We start from the raw sequence: 22,673 nt of genomic DNA, 5'->3' as shown, positions 1-22,673 counted from the left end.
GCACCTTCATTGTTAAATTCCGGCATGCAATCGGGTCAAATAGTCGATCACCCAGACATCACGTTCATCGTCGAACAATACGCCGGCCTGGGTAGCACTCACCATTCCCTCAAAGCACGCCCTGAATTCAGCTTCCTTTGAGGCAAACATCGTTGTCATTAGTAACTTCTGGTCAATAAAACGTTTTGCATCACATAAGCACATAAGTTTTTCATATTGCTTATCGCTGAAATCTACTTGCTCAGCGCGCTCGTCGCGCTTCGGGATTTTCCCGCTTCCTGTAAGCCATACCGACTGTCCATCACGATCCTGCCATCCCCAGCCTATTACGGGTCTTTTAAGTTGCGCCTGCTGTTCGGCGCTCAGAATATCCGTAAAAAGATAAGAAAAAATACGAGTATCCCAGAACCGAAAAACACCTTCTCTGCCTTCCTGGCGGGCATTAACGATTTCAGTAAGCCACTTACCCAATCCAGACAATGTCCATGGCGAACATATAATCAGTAAAGGTGCCGTTGAGGACATTTCTTTTGCAAGCGCCTGAAGCCAGTTCCATTGTTGCAGATCGTCAAACATAACCCGCACCAGCAGAGGCGCATCTTCGGGATAAATCTCCTCCGGTAAGCCCTTATACAGCGACTGCCATTTGATCTCCGGAGAAAAGCCGGATAACGCCGGAATGATTGAATAATCCACACTGCATTGATCAACAATGACATCGATATAGGTGTGTCCAATCTGCTGGCAAAGCCGCCGAGCGCTCTCCAGCACGTTTTCAGAATATTCATTCAGCACTTATAAACTCTCCCTCGGCACAAACCCTTTAGCCATTTCCTGTGCCCGTTTCAGACACTCCTTGCAGACCGAGGAAGGAAGTTCCGGCAGCGGAAAATCTTCACTCTGCGGCCCCAGCATCTTGTGCTGACCTTTCAGACTCAGAAGCCCTGGCCCGTGAATATGAATCTCTCCCTGCGGCGAAAGCCGTATATACGCGCCGCCACAACCAATTGTGATACCGTTTTTCGCCGTAATCTGCAGGTGCCCCTGCGTTGACTGCACGGTAATGTCCTTCAGCGAGGTCAGCGATAAGGTGTCAGCGTGGGATTCAAGGGTCATCGGGCCCTTTCCAGAAACCAGCCGCATTCCCTCCTGCTGTGCCAGCATAGAAATCGCTTTTTCGGCGTTGACCGAATGACGTTGTGCTGATGCTATATTGACCTCACCCAGGCTCTGCAGGTAAAGACCTTTCCCGCTGTGCATGAGCGTGGTTTCAGGCGTAACGGCGGCTATACCATTCGGGGCAGACATCAGCAGCGCGGGATCTTTAAGCCCCTCAGCTCCGTTAACGAACTCTCTCAGTGAATCGGTATCAGGCGAAAAGTTGTGATGAGTCTGCGTGATGCTTCCCCATTCCGTGACCTGGTTCAGCGCCCCTTTCAGGAGGCTGATTGCAGGTGCCATATCCAGCACCTGCCCCTGCGCCTTCGTCTGCCCGTCAGCGCTGATAAATATCCCTTTCTGCGCCCGGATGGCGCCCCAGCTGTCCGTCCTGAGCTCAAAACCCTCGCCGCGCTGCTGTTTTTCGCCGTCGACCAGGTGGCCGAGATTAAGCTGGCTCTTGCCGCCGTACTCCGTGCTGACCTTGATATGCTCTTTCCCGCGCTCGTCGTCGAGGCGGATTTTGTTGTTCGCCGGGGTGCGCAGCACGTTGCGTTTGTAGTTCCGGATGGTGACGTGGTCGCCGTGGGCCGAGTCGTGCAGCACGCCGGCAATGTACGGACGGTCCGGGTTACCGTCCTCAAAGCCAATCGCCACTTCGGTGCCCGCCAGCAGCGGCAGGTGCAGACCGTAGGTGTCGCCTGCGTACGGGCGGGACTGGCGCACCCACAGGCTCTCGAACCCGTTCTCCCAGTTATCACGGTCAAACAGCATATTGACGCGGTAGCGGCCGTCCTTATCGATATGCCCGTAGGTGTCGTTTTCGGTGGTACTGGTGACGCGGGCCGGCAGGGTGCCCGCCATCACCGGGCGCGAGCCAGGCTCCGGGCGGAAGCCAAAATCGGTGCTGTCCGGGATGCCGTCGAAGTTGACGCCAAAGTCTTCATCACGGCGCGCATGGCTGTGCATCACCGTGATGACCACGCCCTGCGCAAACGCGTCGGCCACTTCGTATCCGCCGGTCACTTTCAGCACCTGACCCGGAGAGAGCGTCGGACAGCTGGTAATGCCCTGCGCCCGGGTCTGACCATTCAGGTAGCGTTCGTGACGAAGGCGGGCATAAAACGCCCCGGACTCCGGGGCCGGGTTGCGGTCTTGCGCGCTGCCCGGGATCAGGTAGTTATCCGCCCAGTGATAGGCGTCCCCGTACGTGGTGACATCCCCGCGGGTCGCATCCACCCGGGTGTTCATGTCCTGCGTGGCCTGACGGTAGTTGTAGTCCCGGGTGCTGACCTGCTTCTGCACCACGTTGTGATGGCATTCCATTCCCCAGACCGAATCCACGCCTTTTGAATGCTGGCCCGATGGCGGTACCGACGGCAGCGTCAGGCCTTTCTCGTACCCCTGCCGGCTGTCGTAAAACTCCACCACGTCAATGTTGAGGCGCGTGTCGGTGGTGAAGCGAAACCAGATGCCGACCTCGCCCAGCAGGCGGGTGATAAAGTGCAGGTCGTCCTCGCCGTACTGCATCACCTGCTCGCGGCGCGGGTACTCTCTGGTCAGCGAGAACAGAAAATCCTGGCCGCGCATGTTGTGACGCTCGCGCAGGATTTTTTCCACGATTTGCGGAACCGACATGTCCTGGTAAATGGCGTTCTGGTGCGAATGGTCGAGCAGCGCCAGGCGTGGCTGCAGCGTCAGTGCATAGCGGGTTTCATCTGCGGAGGTGCTGAGGCGTTCAAAGCCGGTCACCACGCCCTGAAGGGTGCGCACCTGCTGCTGCACTTTGATGCCGTACCCCTGGTCAACCGGAGCCTGCAGCGTCAGCGAGCCGGGCTTCATCAGCATCATCTCTTTGCTGATGGCGTGGTCACCGCTGGTGAATTCAATGCGGTAGCTGAACGGTTTACTTAAGGCCTCATCGCCCTCAAAGGCCAGTACGTCAAGTTCCGACGCACAGCCTTTTACCGACAGCAGATGGTGGTTATGGCTGAATCTTAATGGAGGATTATTACTCATGCGTTCACTCCCTGTTTCACATCAAATTCCAGCCCGATCCCCTCTTCCTCACTCCAGCTAAAGCGTAATGACTGTGGTTTCTGTTTTGCGGCCATATGGGTCAACAGTTGCTGACTGAGCACCGGCAGAATTTGTTGATTAAGCAGGCTATCGACGTTACGCGCACCGGTATCCGGCAGCAGGCAGGCTGAAGTCAGTGCGTTATAAAGGCTTTCATCAATATGTGTGCTCAGGCCGTAGTGTCGATGCAGCCGCTTGCTGACCTGTGAGAGTTTCATTTCCACGATGGTACGCATGGCCGCTTCGGCAAGCGGGCGGTAAATCACGGTCTGGAAGCGGGCAAGCAGCGCAGGCTGGAAGTGATCCCGTAAGATCGGGCGCAGCAGTTCGTGCAGGTCTGCTTCGGTAGATTCTGGCTGTTCGTCCAGCAGCTGCATCAGACGATCGCTGCCGAGATTGGAGGTCATCAGGATCACGGTATTGCGGAAGTCGATTTCTCGGCCTTCGCCATCGCGCATGAATCCGCGGTCAAATACCTGATAGAACAGGTTCATCACGTCGCGGTGAGCTTTCTCTACCTCATCCAGCAGCACTACGCTGTACGGACGCTTGCGCACCGCTTCAGTGAGGATGCCGCCCTGACCGTAACCCACGTAGCCCGGCGGAGAGCCTTTCAGCTGCGAAACGGTATGCGGCTCCTGGTACTCGGAGAGGTTGATGGTGATCAGCGACTTTTCGCCACCGTACATCACATCCGCCAGCGCCAGCGCGGTTTCGGTTTTGCCCACACCGCTGGGGCCAACCAGAAGGAACACGCCCTGCGGTCCGTTCTCTGACGTCAGTCCTGTTTTGGCTGCACGCAGACGCTGGGCGATGGCCTTGAGCGCCACATCCTGCCCGACCACGCGTTTACCGATTTCATCTTCAAGGGTCAGCAGTTCGGTCTGCTCATCTTTCATCAGCGATGACAGCGGCACGCCTGTCCAGTCCGCAATCACGTTGGCAACGGTGCGTACATCCACATCCACGGAGAGCAGCGGATTGCTGTGCTGCATGCTGTTCAGTTCCTGCTGCAGCGCGTGCGTCTCGCTCTGACGGGAGATGTCCTGACGGCTTTCCAGCAGTTGTTCGGTGAGTTTCAGTTCCAGCCCGTACTGCGTTTCAAGCTCGTCGAGAGCAACGATAAGATCGTTCTCTTCCTGCTCAATGACGGTCAGGCGTTGACCATGGTTCTGACTGCCGACAGCAATATCTTCCAGCAGCGCCTGCTTTTCCATTTCAAGAGAGGTAATCTGCGAGCGAATGCAGGTCAGCTGTTCCGGCAAGGTGTCGAGGCTCATGCTCATGCGCACGCGCGCTGCGGCGGTGTCGAGCAGGTCAACCGCCTTGTCCGGTAACTGGCGCCCCGTCAGATAGCGACGGGAAAGCGTAACGGCAGCGCGCACCGCATCGTCGGTAATATGCACATTGTGGTGCTCCGCGTAGCGGGATTTCAGGCCACGCAGCATCAGGCAGGCGGTATCGTCGTCAGGCTCGTCAACCTTCACCATCTGGAAACGGCGCTCCAGCGCCGCATCGCGCTCAAAATACTGTTTGTACTCGCTCCACGTCGTCGCGGCGATGGTGCGCAGTTCGCCCCGGGCGAGAGCCGGTTTCAGCAGGTTGGCTGCATCGGCTCCACCCGCCTGGTTGCCCGCGCCAATGATGGTATGCGCTTCATCAATAAACAGCAGAATCGGCACAGGCGACTGCTGCACCGCATCAATGACGTTTTTCAGCCGCTGTTCGAACTCCCCTTTCACGCCCGCACCGGCCTGCAGCAGGCCGAGGTCAAGGGTGCGCAGGATCACCAATTTGAGGGATTCAGGAACGTTGCCCTCGGCAATACGCAACGCCAGCCCCTCAACCAGTGCCGTTTTGCCGACACCCGGCTCGCCGACCAGAATCGGGTTATTTTTGCGGCGACGAGAGAGGATATCCACCATCTGGCGGATTTCGGTGTCACGGCCAAACACAGGATCGATCTTCCCTTCCTTCGCTTTGGCGGTGACATCAAGGGTGAATTTATCCAGCGCGTTCTGCAGCGCAGGGCTGAGTTCACCCTCTTTTACTTCTGTACCCACAGGACGCCCAACGAACTCCACTTCTCCACCATGGCTTTGCGCCAGTTCCGCTTCCTGCTGCACTTCCGGACGTTCATCTGACTGTGCATCGAGCAAAGGCCGCAAGCGCTCAAGCTGGCTCTGACCAAGCGTTAACAGCGGCCAAAGGCCATCACAACGTGCCAGTTTTGGCTTCTCCACCAGGGCCATCAGCAGGTGGACGCTGCGAATGTGCTCTTCGCCATTGAGTGAGGCAAGTAGCCAGGCCTGCTGCATCAGAGTCTGGATGTCCTCAGAGAGCTGGGGCCGTTGGCGCACCGAGCGCGGCTGTTTATCCAGCCAGGCCAGCAAATCCTGCCAGATGCCATCCATATCCCATTCATAGCGACGCGCCAGCACCGTCAGGTCACCTTCCCCCTGCTCCAAGAGCTTCAGCAGCCAGTGCTCAGGCAGAATTTCGGCATGGGCACGGGTCTGACAGAGCGAAGCTGCGCCTTCCATCGCTCGGGCACAGTAAGGGTTCAGACGACGTAACAGGATGGCTGGATTTTCCATGAGATTCTCTCTTTGTCGGTTCCTGGGCACGCTACCGCCCCTCGCTGTTCACCAAAGCGCATAAGGTCAGGCAGGCAGATTGTTTTTTTCTTTGCTGAGTACCCGCATCTCAGGCACTCAGCAAAAAACTGCGGACAGGAAAAACCTGCCCGCATGAGGATTACGCCGTGGCGCGTTCGTTCCAGGAATCGGAATGAATGATGTTGCCGTCTTTGTAGGTCCAGGTGATTTTTTCGTAACGCAGTTCAACGCGCTCGAGGTGGTTGTGCTTCTCTTTAGAAGGATCCTTGATGTCATACATTTCAGGATTCACCTTCACGACCTTCACGTTTTCCAGTTTGGTGTTGAAGTACTCCACTTCCTGACCCGCGTCGTTGATTTTGTACCACTTGAATTCAGCGGATTTCAGGGTCTGACCGGTGGTCACCGCCTTGTACAGGTAAGGGCTGGAGGAGTCGATCTCCTTGGTAAACAGGAACGGCGTGTGGATACGGGTGCCGGTCAGCTTGCCGGTGTTGTTATCGGTCGGGATGTACAGGTTATGCTCCTGAGCCACCACTTCGATGCTGCCTTCACGGTCCTGAACGTCTACAGACCCTTTAATGTCCGCACCGCCGTCGTCCTTCAGCCAAAGATAAACAGGAATTGCCATGGAATTACTCTCCATTTAATTGTGATGCGCCATCATCCTGCGATGGCGCCGGGTGTTTGCCGGGTATCTGACAGGCGTTCGCCTGCGGTACCAGACTGATTTCGACACGTCGGTTGAGCGCTCGCCCTTCCGGTGTGTCATTGGTTGCGACAGGACGGCTCTCGCCATAGCCCTGTACCGCAAAACAGCTTTCCGGCACGTCGCCGGTATCTCGCATCCAGTTGCGTACCGCTTCGGCACGTTTCAGAGACAGCGTCTGGTTTAATTGCGGATTGCCGGTGTTATCGGTGTGACCAGACACGACAATCAGCCAGCCCGGCTTGGCCTTAACCCCCACCAGGGAGTTGACCAGCATTTTGGTAGAACCGGCTTTCAGCAAGAACTTGCCGGAATCGAACAGCGACATGCTGTCGAGGCGTACAATTTTCGGTGCCGGCTTGGGTTTCAGCTGCGGTTTTGGAGGCTCCGGCACATAGGAGCGGATCGCTTCCAGTACCGGCATCCGCAGGCGTTCTCCCTGATAAAGCCCCAGGCCCAGCCGGGCCGGTACGCCATTACGCGCCAGGTCATCCAGCAGTGCCGCATCTTCGCGGAGGACCGCAACAGCGGCAGACTTCGGGCCGTAGTTATCCATGGCAATGCTGTCGTAACGGGCAATATCGAAGCTCACGCGATGAAGGAGTTGGCGATTGTTCCAGCCACTGCTGAGCAGTGCGGCGATAGCCGCGACGGTGAAAAGGCCAAGGGCACAGCGCCAGGTGCGGGCTCGGGGCGTGAGCCCGCATCCCTCCGGTAGCTGCGGCAGGATAAAATCCGGGAAGGGTGAAATCACCGTACTGTCCGTGCCCACTGGATGCCAGTCGGTCACCTGCTGAATGGCGGTATGACGCGACAACCACGCCGTCCAGGCCGATGACGCCAGGCTCCCGGCAAGAATCGGTCCCATTCCCCACAACACCGCTGCGGGTGCAATGGCGGGCATATCAGGATCCTCATCCATAAATACCGACTGGACGTGGTGATGGAACCAGTTCATCAAGCTATTCATCAGCACCTGCTGCTGCATCACAGGCGCACCGCCGGTGGTCACCCACGCGGAGATCGAACAAGGTGCGTTCGATTCACGCCAGACCCTCATCCCTTCGCCTGGTATAGCCGCCTGCCAGAGCATGTCATTCGTCATTGCGCTGCCAACCTGACCATTCAGAATCAAAGGCACAGAATGACCTGTCTCCTTACGCAGTTGGCCGATCTGCCAGCGCAGGGCCAGCAGACGGCTGGTAAGCCCCTCGCTATCAACATGCTTTTGCGGGCAAACACTGACCATCACCGACAGCTGACGGCCCCAGTCAGGTCGCAGCCACAGGATCTGCCGGACTACCTGATCGAGATCCTGATGATCCTCAACGCGGATCCAACACCCTTGCGTGACGGTGAGTACCGGTGACGACTGAGGCCAGGTTAGCGCCAGATCGCCGCAAACCAGCACCACGGGTTGACGGTAAGTTGCATCGGGAAGGTCGTCCAGATGTAAGAAGACGTCATGCTCCGCACGACGACTGGCGACATACCAGAACGCGACGATAAGCCCGAGCATCGCCAGCAGCGCGAACGCCGAAACCAGTCGGGATACCGGCAGAAACCCTAAGCAGACCACCGCACTTAACAGGGCAGCCCACAGCGCAATCCCGCGCTGTTGTGCAGGACTCATTTTACGACTCCCGGCAACAGGTTCTGCACCATCTGATCGAGCCAGCGATCCAGCCCCCACCAGAGCGCGGCAAGAATAATCACGCTTAGCCCAATGCGTACGGGCCATGATTCCAGCCACCCGCCCATTCCCCGTCCGGCACGGCTTTCGGCCAACACAGGCTGAGACGGCGGATAGCTGAACGGAGTGACCCGTTCACTCAGCGCCGTGACGAGCTTCTGACGCTCCGGATCGTTTAGCGAGCGGAAGTTCCCCATAAAACCCAGCATCATCACTCGCTGGAAGCAGGTCAGGACGGCAATATCTGGCGCTGGCTCACGCAGCACATCGCGCATCCGATCGCACAGCGTGTCACCGGCATCCATCGTGCCGAGAAAATGCCCCTGCAGCGGTATGTCGTACCACTGCACACAGGCGTCATCCTCCACACCGCGACCTTTGACCGCTTCATCAAGCAAGGCGCATTGTGCAGTGAGGATATGTTCACAGCTGGCCTCATCCAGTTCACTGGCTTTCAGCTCACGCTGAACGCGCTCCACATCAGCGATACAGCGCTCCCACAGGGCCCGACCTTCTCCTTCCTGAAACTGCGGGCCATGACGAAGGCTAATAACCTGAAGCCAGGTATCCTGCAGTAAAGCATCAATATCCACCGGCACCGCAGTGCCATGTTTACGTTCATTCATGTTCTCAGTACCGCAAAGAGTTCAAGTTCAGGCTCGCCAAGCATGCCCGGGACGTAAAACATGCATGTTCCGCTCTGGAGCATTTCTGTCGCCAATGGATGAGAGAGATCGAGACTGAAATACTGATTTTCCAGGCGCAGTGGAATGGCAGCAGGAACATGCCGCAGCGGCATTAACGGCACGCCCACACGGGACGAGTTGACGATCCCCCGCACATGGTCGGGACTGCCCACCTTACACTGGCGTGGAAACTGTTCCTGCAGTTGGGCAACAGGTATGGGTGAACGCACGGAAAGGTAGTAATCGGCCCCTTCACGCAGACGGGGGTCATGCAGACGCGCCTGCCAGAAGTGCAGCCGTGGGTCATAGTCAAGTGACAGCGCAACCACGCGGGACGGCAGGCTGGCTTCAAGCAGATCGCCAAGCAAATCAAACATCGGCGGAAACACCGCATTAAGTTGCTCATGATGCCAGGCCGGTATGGCACTCACCTGATGCTCCAGAGAGAAGGTCAGCAGGCTTCCGGCCAGGCGAGAAAGTTCCGGATACAGGCGTTCCGGCGGGCTTTGCAGGTTACGCTGGAACTGGCCAAGCACGGGTTCGGCACTGTTCAGCGCGTTAAGCAGCCAAAAAAGTGACACATCAGCCACGGCGAAGTCAGCCATGCGTTCATTGCTTTCACGACGCATTGCCATAAGCCGGCAGAGGCGAGTTCGCAACTGGGTCATCAGCTGTTCCAGCTGGGTAACCAGCCAACGGCTGCCCTGGATAGCCAGCAGAGGCGGGAGGAATGTCTCATCTATTTGCCATGAACCCTGCGAGTCTTGCTGCAGTCGGGCGACCGGACACGTCAGATAATCACTGTTGTTCTGATGGTCAAAACGCAGCGTCAGTTCAGGATGCATCACGGCAATCTGACGGGTATCCTCCCCAAAAGTATTGCGTACATCTCGCCAGTGCTGACGATATCGCACCGGACGCTCAGCGACTTCATCGGGCTTCAGGCAGTTACCGCCGTTCGCCCGCAGCAGCGGGAGTGCCAGCACTACCGTCACCGCCTGCGATTCGCTTTCAAGCGACAGGACCGGTGGCAGCAAATCAGCGTTGTCAGTGTCAATCAGCGTACCGTCCTGGAAACGAACGTGCAGATGACGCGCCTGAATACGTCCAAGCTTGAGGGCGTCCGGTTCAAAGACAGCATCAATGACTCCCCAGGGACAGGAGAGCCCCAGCCGGGCAATACATTCGGCAGACCAGGCCGCATACGCGACCTGTTGCTGAAAATGCTGGGGAGAGACCATAATGCCCCTGCCCCATAACGGTTGTTCCGTTTTCATCAGCTTCCTGCCTGTTTTACGATTTCGCTTTCGGCATCTGGGAAACCAGCGACAGGTTGACGTCCATGCCTTCAACCTGGAAGTGCGGGATCGCGTACAGCTTCACGCGGAAGAAGCCCGGGTTGTCTTCAATATCTTCAACGACCACTTTCGCATCACGCAGTGGGTGAGACGCCTGCAGTTCGTCTCCCGGATCGATCATTTCGGTGACCAGGCTGCGGACCCAGGTATTTAGCTCCAGTTCAAGCAGTCGGCGATCCTTGGTGGTACCGATGTTTTCGCGCTGAATCAGCTTCAGGTAATGGGCGATACGCGACAGCAGGAAGATGTACGGCAGACGCGCGTTGATGCGGCTGTTAGCCGTTGCATCCGCGGTGTCATAGAGCGCCGGTTTCTGAGTGGAGTTGGCCGAGAAGAAGCAGGCGTAGTCGCGGTTTTTGTAGTAGGACAACGGAATGAAGCCCAGATTCGCGAATTCGAATTCACGCGTTTCAGGGATCATCACCTCGCTCGGGATTTTTACCTGATTGCCGGTCCCCAGGTCATACAGATGAATAGGCAGATCCTGCACCGCACCGCCGGCCTGCGGCCCACGGATTTGTACGCACCAGCCATTATTGATAAAGCTGCGCACCATGTTGGAGGCGAAGGCGAACGATGCATTGGTCCACAGATATTTGTCGTGATCCGGGCCTTTGACTTCTTCGACATAGTTGAAGCTGCGAACCGGAACGGTATCCGGGCCATACGGTAAACGTCCCAGCACGCGCGGCATCACCAGACCAATGTAGCGAGCGTCGTCCGTATCGCGGAACGATTTCCACTTGATGTACTCGGCGCGGTCAAAATAGTTACCAATATCTTTAATCGCAGCAACGTCTTCCATAGATTCTTTCAGGAAGAATTTCGGACCCGCCGAGCCAATAAACGGCATGTGTGCAGCCGCAGACACTTTAGAGATGTTGCGCAGCAGCGCGACATCCTGCGCTGAAGCATCGAACTCGTAAGCGGAAATCAGTGCCGCAATCGGCTCGCCGCCTGGGGTGTCATATTCATCAATGTAGGTGTGTTTATACAGACCGCTCTGGACGATTTCCGGGCTGTCTTCAAAGTCCTGGCGCAGGTCTTCTTTAGACATACTCAGCAGCTCAATTTTCACGTTCTGACGAAAATCTGTTTTATCAACCAGCGACTTCACCCCGCGCCACAGGCTTTCAACCGCCTGAAACTCTTCATGGTGCATAACCGCGTCCAGCTGGCGGCTGATCTGGTAATCGAGCTCAGCGATGTGGTGGTCTATCAGGCTTTTATCCAGTTTTTCGACCTTTGAGCCGGCTTTGGTCAGGCATTCCAGAAAGACCTGCATACCGGCAGTCAGACGCTCATCGGCGGTCGCATCTGACATCGCCTGAGCATCTTGCCAGATGTCCAGCGCGCTCAGCTCGGAGACAGGGCTCAGATTAATTTTCTCAAAAAGAGAGGCGTAAACCCCACCCGCAGCGGGACGTTCCAGCACCACGCTTTCACCGCCAGTAATATTATTTTGTACAGACATGAGCATTCCTTGATGAATCCGTTAAAACAGCCTGATGATTAAGGTTTTTTTTGTGCCAGTGCTGAGAGCTCATTTCGCAGTTCAGCACTAAGCGACTGGTCCAGAACGATTTTTTCCAGCTCTTTTCGGAAAGTCTGGTTATCCAACAGGTTAGCCTTAAGATCGCGAAGCAAGTTGCGCATCGCCAGCATCGCTTTGAGCTGCGGTATCTGGGCCGCTACCTGCTCTGGCGTGAAATCTTTCATGCTCTGGAAAGTGAGCTGAATGTTGTCCTCACCACCATCGTCAGACAGCGTATTTTTAACAGCCAGATTAACTTTTGGGGAATATTCGGAAAGAACGCTATCAAAATTATTTTTGGTGATGCTAATCTTTTCGCGCTCAGATATTGCCGCAGAGTCCTGTCCATTGCTGAAATCACCCGCAACCAGTAATTTCAGCGGTAATTCCATTTTCTTGCTTGCCCCGCCTGTATGCAGGTCAAGCTTGAGGTTAATACGTGCCTTCGGCACTTCATTCTGAAAACTGTCAGCCATCTCTTCATCCCTCATTGATTTGCTACGGCAACTTCACGGTATCGTTCTTCATGCGCAATATTAGAATAATGATCGACATAAAATCAAATACGCAGATCTTTTATCCGAGATAAGAAATTTCTTAAGAATTTTCCACTAAAAGATTATGGCAAATTACCCTGCCACCTTAGAAAAAGACACTGCTTTTGGTATGCAAACCGAGTATTTATCTCGAAAAAATGATCAAAGGCAGTTAGACCCAGAAAAAGGTATCTTATATTGATTTGCATCAAGATAATGAAACCAAAAATCATAAATGGACTGAGATTTAACATTACAGAATGAGAAAAAGAAGATACCTGCAAATAATGATGACAAGCCGAACCATTGATGGATAAAATAAAACATAAGAATATTCACACGGAATTTTCCTATCCGAGAATGTAGAATCGATAAATAACATTCTTAATGTGGAGAATAAGTTCGGAATTAACTCCCTGCTTTTTCCTATTAACGCCTTGATTAACAGATGGCCTGCCTCCCTTGCCCATGCAGAGAGAAGGCACTGACAGCCAGTGATGATAAAATCCGTTAAATCAAACACCTCCAGAGTCGCCGCTTTTTTAATCAAAAACGAGCAATAGCACATATCGTATAACGGTGCTACATTACGCCGCCCACCCAAATCAGCAGTGGACAGGCAACGCCGTAAAGTTCGGTAAAGCCTGCAACCATCACCTTGAAGAACGGTCTTATCGGCACGTCGTATCGCAAACTCTGCGCTACCTTTACAGGCTTCACATAGGTTTCACTATCTTGTCTCAATCCCAATTTCAACGTGCGTTCTTACACCCACGTTACTGGTTTACATGGTTTGGTCTTGGCGTTCTCTGGCTGCTGGTTCAACTTCCGTACCCTGTCCTGCGATTGCTGGGGTCGAAACTGGGCAGCGTTTCCCGCGTTTTCCTGAAACGTCGCGAATCCATCGCGCGTAAAAATATCGAGCTGTGTTTTCCACAGTACAATGCCGAAGAGCGCGAAAAACTCATCGCTGAAAACTTCAAGTCTATCGGCATGGCGCTGCTTGAAACCGGCATGGCCTGGTTCTGGCCAGATGAGCGTGTCCGCAAGTGGTTTGACGTCGAAGGGCTGGATAACCTTAAACGCGCGCAGTTGCAAAAACGCGGCGTGATGGTTGTCGGCGTTCACTTTATGTCGCTGGAGCTGGGCGGCCGCGTGATGGGGCTTTGCCAGCCAATGATGGCAACTTACAGACCGCACAACAGCGCGCTCATGGAGTGGGTGCAGACCCGTGGCCGCATGCGTTCCAATAAGGCGATGATCAGCCGTAATAACCTGCGCGGTATGGTCGGTGCTCTCAAGAAAGGAGAGGCCGTCTGGTTTGCTCCCGATCAGGATTATGGACGTAAAGGCAGCAGCTTTGCGCCATTCTTTGCGGTGAAAGACGTGGCGACGACGAACGGTACCTTTGTCATTTCACGTCTGTCGGGTGCCTCAATGCTGACCGTGACGATGGTGAGAAAAGCAGATAAATCAGGCTATCGTCTGCACATCTCCCCTGAGATGGCTAACTACCCGGAAAACGAATGCGAAGCCGCGGCGTTTATCAATAAGGTCATCGAAACGGAAATCATGCGTGCGCCAGAGCAGTATCTGTGGATGCATCGTCGATTCAAAACCCGCCCTCTTGGCGAAGCCTCGCTCTATATGTAGGCCCTTCATGAAGGTTAGTTTCGCTAAGAAACTAACCTTTTCAATCACCTGACAAGCCATTGAGAAACTCGCTTTCATTGCGTCGCCCAAAGTGAATTTATTGCGATGCGAAATTAAACTGTCGCCGTTCCACGACACTCGTAAGTGACGGAAATTATTTAAAAAAATCCCTCTTGTCACCCCTCATTTTTAGGCGTACATTAGCGCCGTCTGGCAACAGGAAAGCACAGAATTCTGAGCTGGTGTTAACGGCGTAACGGGAAAATTCTCATTTCCGTTTTGACCGGATTCCAGTTCTCTATAATCAGGTGGACTCTGTTTTTAAATGCGTACCACAAGATACGCGGAGCGATGAAACGTGAAATATTTCTTTATGGGCATTTCGGTGATTGTTTTAGTCTGGGCCGGAACCTTTGCCCTGATGATCTAGTGAAGAACATGCAGTCAAAAAAAGGAGCCGATGGCTCCTTTTTTTATGTCATGACGACGCGGGATTGTCAGCCACGCTTTTCGAGGAGAGGAGCCCGTCGGCGCGGAACATACTCTTGATGCCCCTGACCGCCTGACGAATACGGTCGCTGTTTTCAATCAGGGCAAACCGCACATGGGTGTCGCCATAATCACCAAAGCCAATGCCCGGCGATACGCATACCTTCGCATCCTGCAACAGCTTCTTGGCAAACTCCAGCGATCCCATCGCCGCGTACGGCTCCGGAATTTTCGCCCAGACGTACATGGACGCTTTCGGCATTTCCACCATCCAGCCCGCCTCATGCAGCCCTTTTACCAGCACGTCGCGGCGACGCTTATACTGCGCGGCAATTTCGTGAACGCACTGCTGATCGCCTTCCAGGGCAGCGATAGCCGCGACCTGCAGCGGCGTGAAGGTACCGTAGTCGTGATAACTCTTAATGCGCGCCAGTGCACTCACCAGCGTTTTGTTACCCACCATAAAGCCAATACGCCAGCCCGCCATGTTGTAGCTTTTCGACAGGGTAAAGAACTCGACCGCCACGTCACGCGCGCCCGGGACCTGCATAATGGACGGGGCTTTCCAGCCGTCGTAGACGATGTCAGCATAGGCTAAATCGTGAACCACCAGCACGTCATAACGCTTGGCCAGGGCGACGACCTTCTCGAAGAAGTCGAGCTCCACGCACTGCGCCGTTGGGTTCGACGGGAAACCGAGGATCATCATCTTGGGTTTCGGATAGCTTTCGCGAATCGCACGTTCCAGCTCGTTAAAGAAATCGACGCCTTCCACCAGCGGCACGGAGCGGACCTGCGCCCCGGCAATCACCGCACCGTAGATGTGGATCGGGTAGCTTGGATTTGGCACCAGCACCGTATCGCCATGATCCAGCGTGGCGAGCATCAGATGTGCCAGCCCCTCTTTCGAGCCGATGGTGACAATCGCTTCACTTTCCGGATCGATATCTACCTGATAGCGATCCTGATACCAGCGCGAGATCGCGCGACGTAACCTGGGAATGCCGCGAGAGGTGGAGTAGCCGTGCGTATCCGGGCGCTGGGCAACCGTACAGAGCTTCTCAACGATATGCGGTGGCGTGGGGCCGTCTGGGTTACCCATGCTGAAATCGATAATGTCTTCGCCGCGCCGACGCGCAGCCATCTTCAGTTCAGCAGTGATATTAAAAACGTAAGGGGGGAGACGATCGATACGCGTAAAACGGCGTTCAGGACTGAATTCAGCCATAGATTCCTCAGATTAACGTTAGCGCCCGGACCGTCCGAGCGACGCTGCCACCGATGTGGCATGTTTAGAAAATAACCTGAAAAAAATCATGCTGTCGAGAGGGAAGTGAAAAAAAAGCGCTCGTCTGAAAACCGGAACCCTGCCGCCCGGAAAAGCGGAAGCCCCTGTTTCGGGAGCGGCTTTATGATATCCGTTATTTAACAGGGTGATATCAACCCAGTTACCTGACGATGTGCCGCCAGGAAAAAATCGGGACGCATCAGTCGTCGCCAGATAATCCCCTTTGACAATTATGGTTTTTCCTCATTTCATAAACCTGACGGATAGCTGGTCATCACGCGCCAGGTTTTTTATCATGGTTCTTTCCCGTTTTCCCAGGTTTCCTCGTGCACGAAATATTCACTATGCTGCTGGCGGTTTTTGACCGTGCAGCATTAATGCTGATTTGCCTGTTCTTCCTTATTCGCATTCGCCTGTTTCGCGAGCTGTTGCACAAATCAGCCCACTCGCCAAAGGAGCTGCTGGCCGTTACCGCCATCTTCTCGCTGTTCGCCCTGTTCAGCACCTGGTCCGGCGTGCCGGTAGAGGGTTCGCTGGTTAACGTGCGCATTATCGCCGTTATGTCCGGCGGGATTTTGTTTGGCCCATGGGTCGGCGTTATCACCGGCCTGATTGCCGGGACGCACCGCTACCTTATTGATATCGGTGGCGTCACGGCGGTGCCGTGCTTTATCACCAGCATTATCGCCGGTGTGCTTTCAGGCTGGATCGGCCGCAAAATCCCGAAAAAACAGCGCTGGCGCGCCGGGATCGTCGCAGGCATGGCGTGCGAAACGCTGACCATGATCCTGGTCGTCGTCTGGGCGCCGACCACCGCCCTGGGGCTGGATATCGTCTCGAAAATCGGTATTCCGATGATCCTGGGCAGCGTGTGCATCGGTTTTATCGTGCTGCTGGTGCAGAGCGTTGAAGGGGAAAAAGAGGCCAGCGCCGCCCGTCAGGCCAAGCTGGCGCTGGACATCGCCAACAAAACGCTGCCGCTTTTCCGCCACGTTAACGCGGAATCGCTGCGTCAGGTTTGCGAGATCATTCGCCACGACATCCACGCAGACGCCGTCGCCATCACCAATATCGATCGCGTGCTGGCCTACGTTGGCGTTGGCGAGCACAACTATCGCGACAACGATGACACCATTAGCCCGACCACCCGACAGGCGATTAATTACGGTAAAATCATCATTAAAAACAATGATGAAGCCCACCGAACGCCGGAAATCCACTCCATGCTGGTGATCCCGCTGTGGGAGAAAGGCGTCGTGACGGGCACGCTGAAAATTTATTACTGTCACGCGCATCAGATCACCTCCTCCCTGCAGGAGATGGCGATTGGCCTGTCGCAGATCATCTCCACCCAGCTTGAGGTTTCCCGTGCAGAACAGCTGCGTGAGATGGCAAATAAGGCAGAGCTGCGCGCGCTGCAGAGCAAAATCAATCCCCATTTCCTGTTTAACGCCCTGAACGCCATCTCCTCGTCCATCCGGCTTAATCCGGACACCGCGCGCCAGCTCATTTTTAACCTGTCGCGCTATCTGCGCTACAACATCGAGCTGAAGGATGACGAGCAGATCGACATCAAAAAAGAGCTGTATCAGATCAAGGACTACATCGCCATTGAGCAGGCGCGCTTTGGCGACAAGCTCACGGTCATTTACGATATTGATGAAGAGGTTAACTGCGTGATCCCAAGCCTGCTCATTCAGCCGCTGGTCGAAAACGCGATTGTTCATGGTATTCAGCCCTGTAAAGGCAAAGGCGTTGTCACCATCAGCGTTACCGAAAGCGGCAACCGCGTGCGTATTGCCGTGCGCGATACCGGCCACGGAATTGATCCCAACGTCATTGAACGCGTGGAGTCTAACGAGATGCCGGGAAATAAAATCGGCCTGCTGAACGTGCATCATCGGGTCAAGCTGCTTTACGGCGACGGACTGCATATTCAGCGTCTTGAACCGGGCACCGAAATTGCTTTTTATGTCCCGAACGAGCGCTCTCCCATTCATTCGCCAACATCACTGTTGCCCCAGGTGGAGTAGCCCATGAAAGTTATCATCGTAGAAGATGAATTCCTGGCCCAGCAGGAGCTCACCTGGCTTATCAACACCCACAGCCAGATGGAGATTGTGGGCACCTTTGATGACGGTCTGGACGTGCTGAAGTTTTTGCAGCATAACCGGGTCGACGCCATTTTCCTGGATATTAATATCCCGTCGCTGGATGGCGTACTGCTGGCGCAAAACATCAATCAGTTCGCCCACAAGCCGTTTATTGTTTTCGTTACCGCCTGGAAAGAGCACGCCGTAGAGGCCTTCGAGCTGGAGGCGTTTGACTATATTCTTAAGCCTTACCAGGAATCGCGGATTGTCAGCATGCTGCAAAAGCTGGAGGCCGCATGGCAGCAGCAGAATGCCCCTGCCAGCGCCAGCCCAACGGTACGGGAAAACGACACCATTAATCTGGTCAAGGATGAGCGCATCATCGTGACGCCGGTTAATGATATCTACTATGCCGAAGCCCATGAAAAGATGACGTTTGTCTATACGCGGCGGGAATCTTACGTGATGGCGATGAACATCACCGAGTTTTGCAGCAAGCTGCCGACGGCACACTTTTTCCGCTGCCACCGCTCGTTCTGCGTGAATTTAAATAAGATCCGCGAGATCGAACCGTGGTTTAACAACACCTATATTTTGCGTCTGAAGGATCTGGATTTTCAGGTGCCGGTGAGCCGCAGCAAGGTGAAAGAGTTCCGTCAGCTGATGCACCTGTAAAGCAAAAGCCCTCTCCCGCGGGAGAGGGCCAGGCGTCAGAGGATTTGACCGAGAACCTGGCGCAGATGGGCGCCCGAGCCCAGCAGGCCAGGGTTGTCATGCACGATCAGATACACCGGGATGTCCTGCACGTAGCTTCTGAAACGCCCTTTATCTTCAAACCCGCCGCGGAAGCCCGAGGCTTTAAAGAAGTCGAGGAAGCGCGGCACGATCCCGCCCGCAATATAGACCCCGCCGAAGGTGCCCAGCGTCAGCGCCAGGTTGCCGCCGAAGCGTCCCATGATCACGCAGAACAGCGACAGGGCACGACGGCAGTCAATGCAGCTGTCCGCCAGCGCGCGTTCGGTGACGTCTTTCGGCTGCAGATTTTCCGGCAGACGACCGTCTGATTTCACAATCGCCCGGTACAGGTTCACCAGCCCCGGACCAGAAAGGACGCGCTCGGCGGAGACGTGGCCGATCTCAGCGCGTAACTCTTCGAGGATAATGCCCTCTTCTTCGCTGTTTGGCGCAAAGTCAACGTGGCCGCCCTCGCCCGGCAGGCTCACCCAGCGCTGCGCGACATGCACCAGATGCGAAACGCCCAGACCGGTGCCGGCCCCGTAAACCGCAATCGGCTTGCCTTCAACCGGTTCAGCGCCGCCAAACTGGATCAGATGCTCCGGCTTCAGCATCGGGATCGCCATGGACACCGCGGTGAAGTCGTTGATGATTTCGAGATGCGCAAAGCCGAGGTTTTTTTTCATCTCGGCGATGGAGAATGCCCAGGTATGGTTGGTCATGGCGACCCAGTCGCCGGTTATCGGGCAGGCAATGGCGATGCAGCCATCTTCGACGCTGACCTGATGCTCGTCCAGATAGACGCGGACAACGGCCTCAAGGCTCGGATAATCCAGCCCGGAGTAGGTTTTCGCCCGGGAAATTTCACCGCTATTTACATCGCATAGTGCGAGGCGCGCGTTCGTGCCGCCCACATCGCCTACCAAAGCATACTTTGTCATTCTTCTACTGCTCCGCTAAAGTCAGAATAAATCTTTGGGACACTGTAAATTCAAGGCGTGATAACAACAACGACCGGAAGGTGAATGCCCATGGATTATCGATCTTCGTCACAGAATAACTTTACCGTTTCAGCACCTTTTGCACTATTGCCATAAAGCTTAATGTGCAAAGTAACGTAATACCGTTTTGTACAAGGAAATCATCATGCTCCACCCGCGAGCCAGAACCATGCTGTTGCTGGCGATTCCGGCGCTCATCATTGGCGTGGCCTCAAGCCTGGCGCTTATCGTCGTGATGAAAGTCGCGTCGGTGCTACAAAGCCTGTTATGGACAGCGCTACCGGCCAGACTGGGCGCCACCGCTGACTCGCCTGCCTGGATTGTTATGATGCTGACGCTGACCGGGATTGCGGTGGGCCTGGCGATCCGTTTCAGTCCCGGCCATGCTGGCCCCGATCCGGCACAGGAACCGCTGATTGGCGCCCCGGTTGCCCCCTCGGCACTGCCAGGGCTTATCATCGCGTTGATTCTGGGCCTGGCCGGCGGCGTTAGTCTGGGGCCCGAGCATCCGATTATGGCGGTGAATATTGGCCTGGCGGTTTTCCTCGGTTCGCGCATATTGCCGCGGGTCAGCGCGCTGGACTGGACCATTCTCGCCTCCGCAGGCACCATCGGGGCGCTTTTCGGCACGCCCGTTGCGGCGGCACTGATCTTCTCTCAGACGCTCAGCAGCAATAATGACGTCCCGCTGTGGGATAAACTCTTTGCGCCGCTGATGGCCGCAGCCGCTGGCGCGTTGACGACCAGCCTGTTTTTTCATCCTCATTTTTCACTCTCGCTCCCCCACTACGGCCAGATGCAAATCGCCGATATTTTCAGCGGCGCCATCGTCGTCGCGATCGCCATCGCGCTGGGGATGGTGGCGGTATGGTGCCTTCCACGCCTGCACCGGCTGGTGCATAAACTCAGGCACCCGGTGCTGATTTTGGGGGCCGGCGGTTTGACCCTCGGCATTTTAGGAGCGATCGGCGGGACGGTGACGCTGTTCAAAGGTCTGGACGAGATGCAGCAGCTGGCCTTCAGCCAGGTGTTTAGCGTCTCTGACTATCTGCTGTTTGCCGTAATTAAGCTGGCCGCGCTGGTGGTGGCGGCAGCCTGCGGGTTCCGCGGTGGGCGCATCTTCCCGGCGGTGTTTGTCGGCGTGGCGCTGGGCCTGATGCTGCACGAGCATGTCGATGCGGTTCCGGCGGCAATTACCGTCTCCTGCTCGATTCTCGGGCTGGTGCTGGTGGTCACGCGCGACGCGTGGCTCAGCCTGTTTATGGCCGCCGTGGTGGTTCCGGATACCACCCTCATCCCGTTACTTTGCATCGTGATGTTGCCCGCCTGGCTCCTGCTGGCGGGCAAACCGATGATGATGGCCTGGCGAAACGACAAATAATCAGGCGTTATTGCGCGCTTCCAGCGCTTTGGTGAGCGCGCCCAGCAGCGGCGGGATGTCGGATTTCGGCAGCATGACCTCGATCAGCGAAAGCCGCTCGTGGTGCGCCACTTTTTCAAGCACGTCCGCCAGCTGCTCCGCTTCACTGACCCGCCAGCACTGGGCCTGAGGATCAAGGCTAAGAGCCTGCGGGATTTGCGTCCAGTTCCACAGCGCGATGTCGTTATACCGCTGCTCCGGCCCGTGGATCGCCCTTTCCACCGTGTACCCTTCGTTGTTAAGGACCAGAATGATGGGGCGCTGTTTATCCCGCAGCATCGAGCCAAGCTCCTGGATGGTGAGTTGCGCCGCGCCATCACCCGTCAGCACAATCACGCGCCGGTTCGGGCAGGCGGTTTGCGCGCCAAACGCCGCCGCCAGCGTGTAGCCGATCGATCCCCACAGGGGCTGGACGATAAAATTCACGTCAGCCGGAAGACGCAGGTCGATCGCGCCGAAGGCCGAGGTGCCCTGATCCGCAAGAATAATGTCCCCCGGGCGGATAAACGTCTGCAGCGTTTTCCAGAAATTCTCCTGCGTCAGCAAGCCATCCGGCTGCGGATAGGCCATCGCACCCTGAGGGGACGGCAACGGCGTACCGTGCACGTGCTGTTTAGACAGCTCCACCAGCGTTTCAATCGCCTGAAGCATGGGGATGCCGGTAAACCAGACGTCACCGACGCGTGAGGCATGAGGCTGGACCTCTATCGTTTGCGCCGGGGTGAGCTTATGGGTGAAACCGGCCGTCAGGGTATCGGTAAATCGCGTGCCGATGCATAAGACCGTATCTGCCCCTTCAATCGCCTCTTTTACCGCGCTGGCGCTCGCCGAACCGCTGTAGGTGCCGTAAAAACCGGCGTGACGTTCGTCAAATATGCCTTTGCCCATCAGCATGGTGGCGTGCGCCATCGGCACCTCCTTGACCCATTTCTGTAGGGCATGCTTAAGGCCATGGCGAAGGACAAGGAAATCGGCCAGCAGCGCAGTTCGCTTGCTCATGGCCAGCTTGCTCTCTGCGGCATCCCGAAACGCCTTCAGGCAGGCGGTGTCGGCATGGGCGTGCCTGAGCGTGAGAGCGTTTACAGGCGGGGTGGCGGCCTTTTTCGCCACGTCGGCGGGGAGCATCAGATAGCCGGGGCGACGCTCCCGGAGCATAGTTGTTAATACCCGATCAATCTCATAGCAGGCGTTTTGCTCGGTCAGGATCGCCTGTGCAACGGTGACCGGCTCGCTCATATGGTAGAAATGACGAAACTCACCGTCTCCCAGCGTATGGTGCAGCAGCTCACCTCGTTGCTGAGCCGCCGTGCCCGGCGCGCCCACAATATGCAGTACCGGAACGTGCTCGGCATAGCTGCCCGCAATGCCGTTCATCGCGCTTAACTCTCCTACGCCAAATGTCGTCAGCAGCGCGGCGAAGCCCTTGCATCGGGCATATCCGTCCGCGGCATAAGAAGCATTTAACTCGTTGGCACAGCCCACCCAACAGATATCCGGGCTGTCTATTACATGGTCGAGAAACTGCAGGTTATAGTCGCCCGGCACGCCAAAAAGATGATCGGTTCCACAATCTCTTAGGCGGTCCAGCAGGTAATCGGCGACGCAGTATGGGGTACGCATGAA

General features: G+C 55.8%; 18 protein-coding genes. 5 read left to right on the top strand and 13 right to left on the bottom strand.

Annotated elements, in window-relative coordinates:
• Window positions 1–12 precede the first annotated feature (12 nt).
• The 10 genes from ACMWKK_RS02475 to ACMWKK_RS02430 form a co-directional block, all read right to left on the bottom strand.
• Entirely contained in the window at window positions 13–795 is a 783-nt protein-coding gene (locus ACMWKK_RS02475) for a DUF4123 domain-containing protein (RefSeq protein ID WP_112779833.1), read from the bottom strand.
• Window positions 796–3,177: a type VI secretion system Vgr family protein gene (locus ACMWKK_RS02470; RefSeq protein WP_112779834.1), complete on the bottom strand. Its 2,382-nt coding sequence runs from the start codon at window positions 3,175–3,177 to the stop codon at window positions 796–798.
• Complete coding sequence (gene tssH / locus ACMWKK_RS02465; RefSeq protein ID WP_112779835.1) at window positions 3,174–5,834, bottom strand: type VI secretion system ATPase TssH; 2,661 nt, start codon at window positions 5,832–5,834, stop codon at window positions 3,174–3,176. Before tssH ends, ACMWKK_RS02470 begins: the two co-directional genes overlap by 4 nt.
• Before the next feature lie 160 nt (window positions 5,835–5,994).
• Window positions 5,995–6,486, bottom strand: a complete 492-nt coding sequence (hcp, locus tag ACMWKK_RS02460; RefSeq protein ID WP_023325816.1) for a type VI secretion system effector Hcp — start codon at window positions 6,484–6,486, stop codon at window positions 5,995–5,997.
• A gap of 4 nt (window positions 6,487–6,490) precedes the next feature.
• A complete protein-coding gene (locus ACMWKK_RS02455; protein WP_112779836.1) occupies window positions 6,491–8,197 on the bottom strand; it encodes an OmpA family protein in 1,707 nt (568 codons plus the stop codon).
• On the bottom strand, window positions 8,194–8,883 hold the full coding sequence (tssL, locus tag ACMWKK_RS02450) for a type VI secretion system protein TssL, short form (RefSeq protein ID WP_112779837.1): 690 nt from the start codon (window positions 8,881–8,883) through the stop codon (window positions 8,194–8,196). The genes ACMWKK_RS02455 and tssL overlap by 4 nt, the downstream gene beginning before the upstream one ends.
• Window positions 8,880–10,223 carry a type VI secretion system baseplate subunit TssK gene (tssK, locus tag ACMWKK_RS02445; RefSeq protein WP_181663635.1) on the bottom strand — a complete coding sequence of 448 codons (1,344 nt, stop codon included), beginning with the start codon at window positions 10,221–10,223 and terminating at the stop codon, window positions 8,880–8,882. The genes tssL and tssK overlap by 4 nt, the downstream gene beginning before the upstream one ends.
• A 13-nt stretch (window positions 10,224–10,236) precedes the next feature.
• Window positions 10,237–11,781, bottom strand: coding sequence for a type VI secretion system contractile sheath large subunit (tssC, locus tag ACMWKK_RS02440; protein ID WP_112779839.1), 1,545 nt, complete (start codon window positions 11,779–11,781; stop codon window positions 10,237–10,239).
• A gap of 32 nt (window positions 11,782–11,813) precedes the next feature.
• The gene (gene tssB / locus ACMWKK_RS02435; protein WP_112779840.1) at window positions 11,814–12,311 is read right to left on the bottom strand and encodes a type VI secretion system contractile sheath small subunit; all 498 of its coding nucleotides are present in this window, start codon (window positions 12,309–12,311) and stop codon (window positions 11,814–11,816) included.
• A gap of 642 nt (window positions 12,312–12,953) precedes the next feature.
• The gene (locus ACMWKK_RS02430) at window positions 12,954–13,091 is read right to left on the bottom strand and encodes a hypothetical protein (protein ID WP_162531748.1); all 138 of its coding nucleotides are present in this window, start codon (window positions 13,089–13,091) and stop codon (window positions 12,954–12,956) included.
• 12 nt (window positions 13,092–13,103) lie between these two features.
• On the opposite strand from ACMWKK_RS02430, the gene lpxP reads away from it, so the two are divergent.
• Both lpxP and ypdK read left to right on the top strand, forming a co-directional pair.
• Window positions 13,104–14,024 (top strand): kdo(2)-lipid IV(A) palmitoleoyltransferase, encoded by a 921-nt coding sequence (gene lpxP / locus ACMWKK_RS02425; RefSeq protein WP_112779938.1) that lies wholly within the window; start codon window positions 13,104–13,106, stop codon window positions 14,022–14,024.
• A 358-nt stretch (window positions 14,025–14,382) separates the two neighbouring features.
• Window positions 14,383–14,454 carry a membrane protein YpdK gene (ypdK, locus tag ACMWKK_RS02420; protein WP_099458937.1) on the top strand — a complete coding sequence of 24 codons (72 nt, stop codon included), beginning with the start codon at window positions 14,383–14,385 and terminating at the stop codon, window positions 14,452–14,454.
• A 48-nt stretch (window positions 14,455–14,502) separates the two neighbouring features.
• Here ypdK and alaC read toward each other — a convergent pair whose 3' ends face one another.
• Window positions 14,503–15,741: an alanine transaminase gene (gene alaC, locus ACMWKK_RS02415; protein WP_045331838.1), complete on the bottom strand. Its 1,239-nt coding sequence runs from the start codon at window positions 15,739–15,741 to the stop codon at window positions 14,503–14,505.
• A 386-nt stretch (window positions 15,742–16,127) separates the two neighbouring features.
• On the opposite strand from alaC, the gene ACMWKK_RS02410 reads away from it, so the two are divergent.
• Complete coding sequence (locus ACMWKK_RS02410) at window positions 16,128–17,834, top strand: sensor histidine kinase (protein WP_112779841.1); 1,707 nt, start codon at window positions 16,128–16,130, stop codon at window positions 17,832–17,834.
• Between the two features lie 3 nt (window positions 17,835–17,837).
• Window positions 17,838–18,569, top strand: a complete 732-nt coding sequence (locus tag ACMWKK_RS02405; RefSeq protein WP_045331834.1) for a LytR/AlgR family response regulator transcription factor — start codon at window positions 17,838–17,840, stop codon at window positions 18,567–18,569.
• 35 nt (window positions 18,570–18,604) lie between these two features.
• Here ACMWKK_RS02405 and glk read toward each other — a convergent pair whose 3' ends face one another.
• Window positions 18,605–19,570, bottom strand: a complete 966-nt coding sequence (gene glk, locus ACMWKK_RS02400) for a glucokinase (RefSeq protein ID WP_112779842.1) — start codon at window positions 19,568–19,570, stop codon at window positions 18,605–18,607.
• Window positions 19,571–19,775: 205 nt separating this feature from the next.
• Here glk and ACMWKK_RS02395 point away from each other — a divergent pair, with 205 nt between their 5' ends.
• Window positions 19,776–21,011, top strand: a complete 1,236-nt coding sequence (locus tag ACMWKK_RS02395; protein WP_112779843.1) for an ion channel protein — start codon at window positions 19,776–19,778, stop codon at window positions 21,009–21,011.
• Here the strand turns inward: ACMWKK_RS02395 and ipdC are convergent, their stop codons facing one another.
• Window positions 21,012–22,670, bottom strand: coding sequence for an indolepyruvate decarboxylase (ipdC, locus tag ACMWKK_RS02390; RefSeq protein ID WP_112779844.1), 1,659 nt, complete (start codon window positions 22,668–22,670; stop codon window positions 21,012–21,014).
• Window positions 22,671–22,673: the final 3 nt, after the last annotated feature.

Source organism: Enterobacter sp. 01-M-03-SI-ECC (genome assembly GCF_047530215.1).
In the GTDB taxonomy this organism is placed as follows: Bacteria; Pseudomonadota; Gammaproteobacteria; order Enterobacterales; family Enterobacteriaceae; genus Enterobacter; species Enterobacter chengduensis.
The sequence above is the reverse complement of the archived record's forward strand: the minus strand, read 5'-3'. Positions and strand labels throughout refer to the sequence as shown.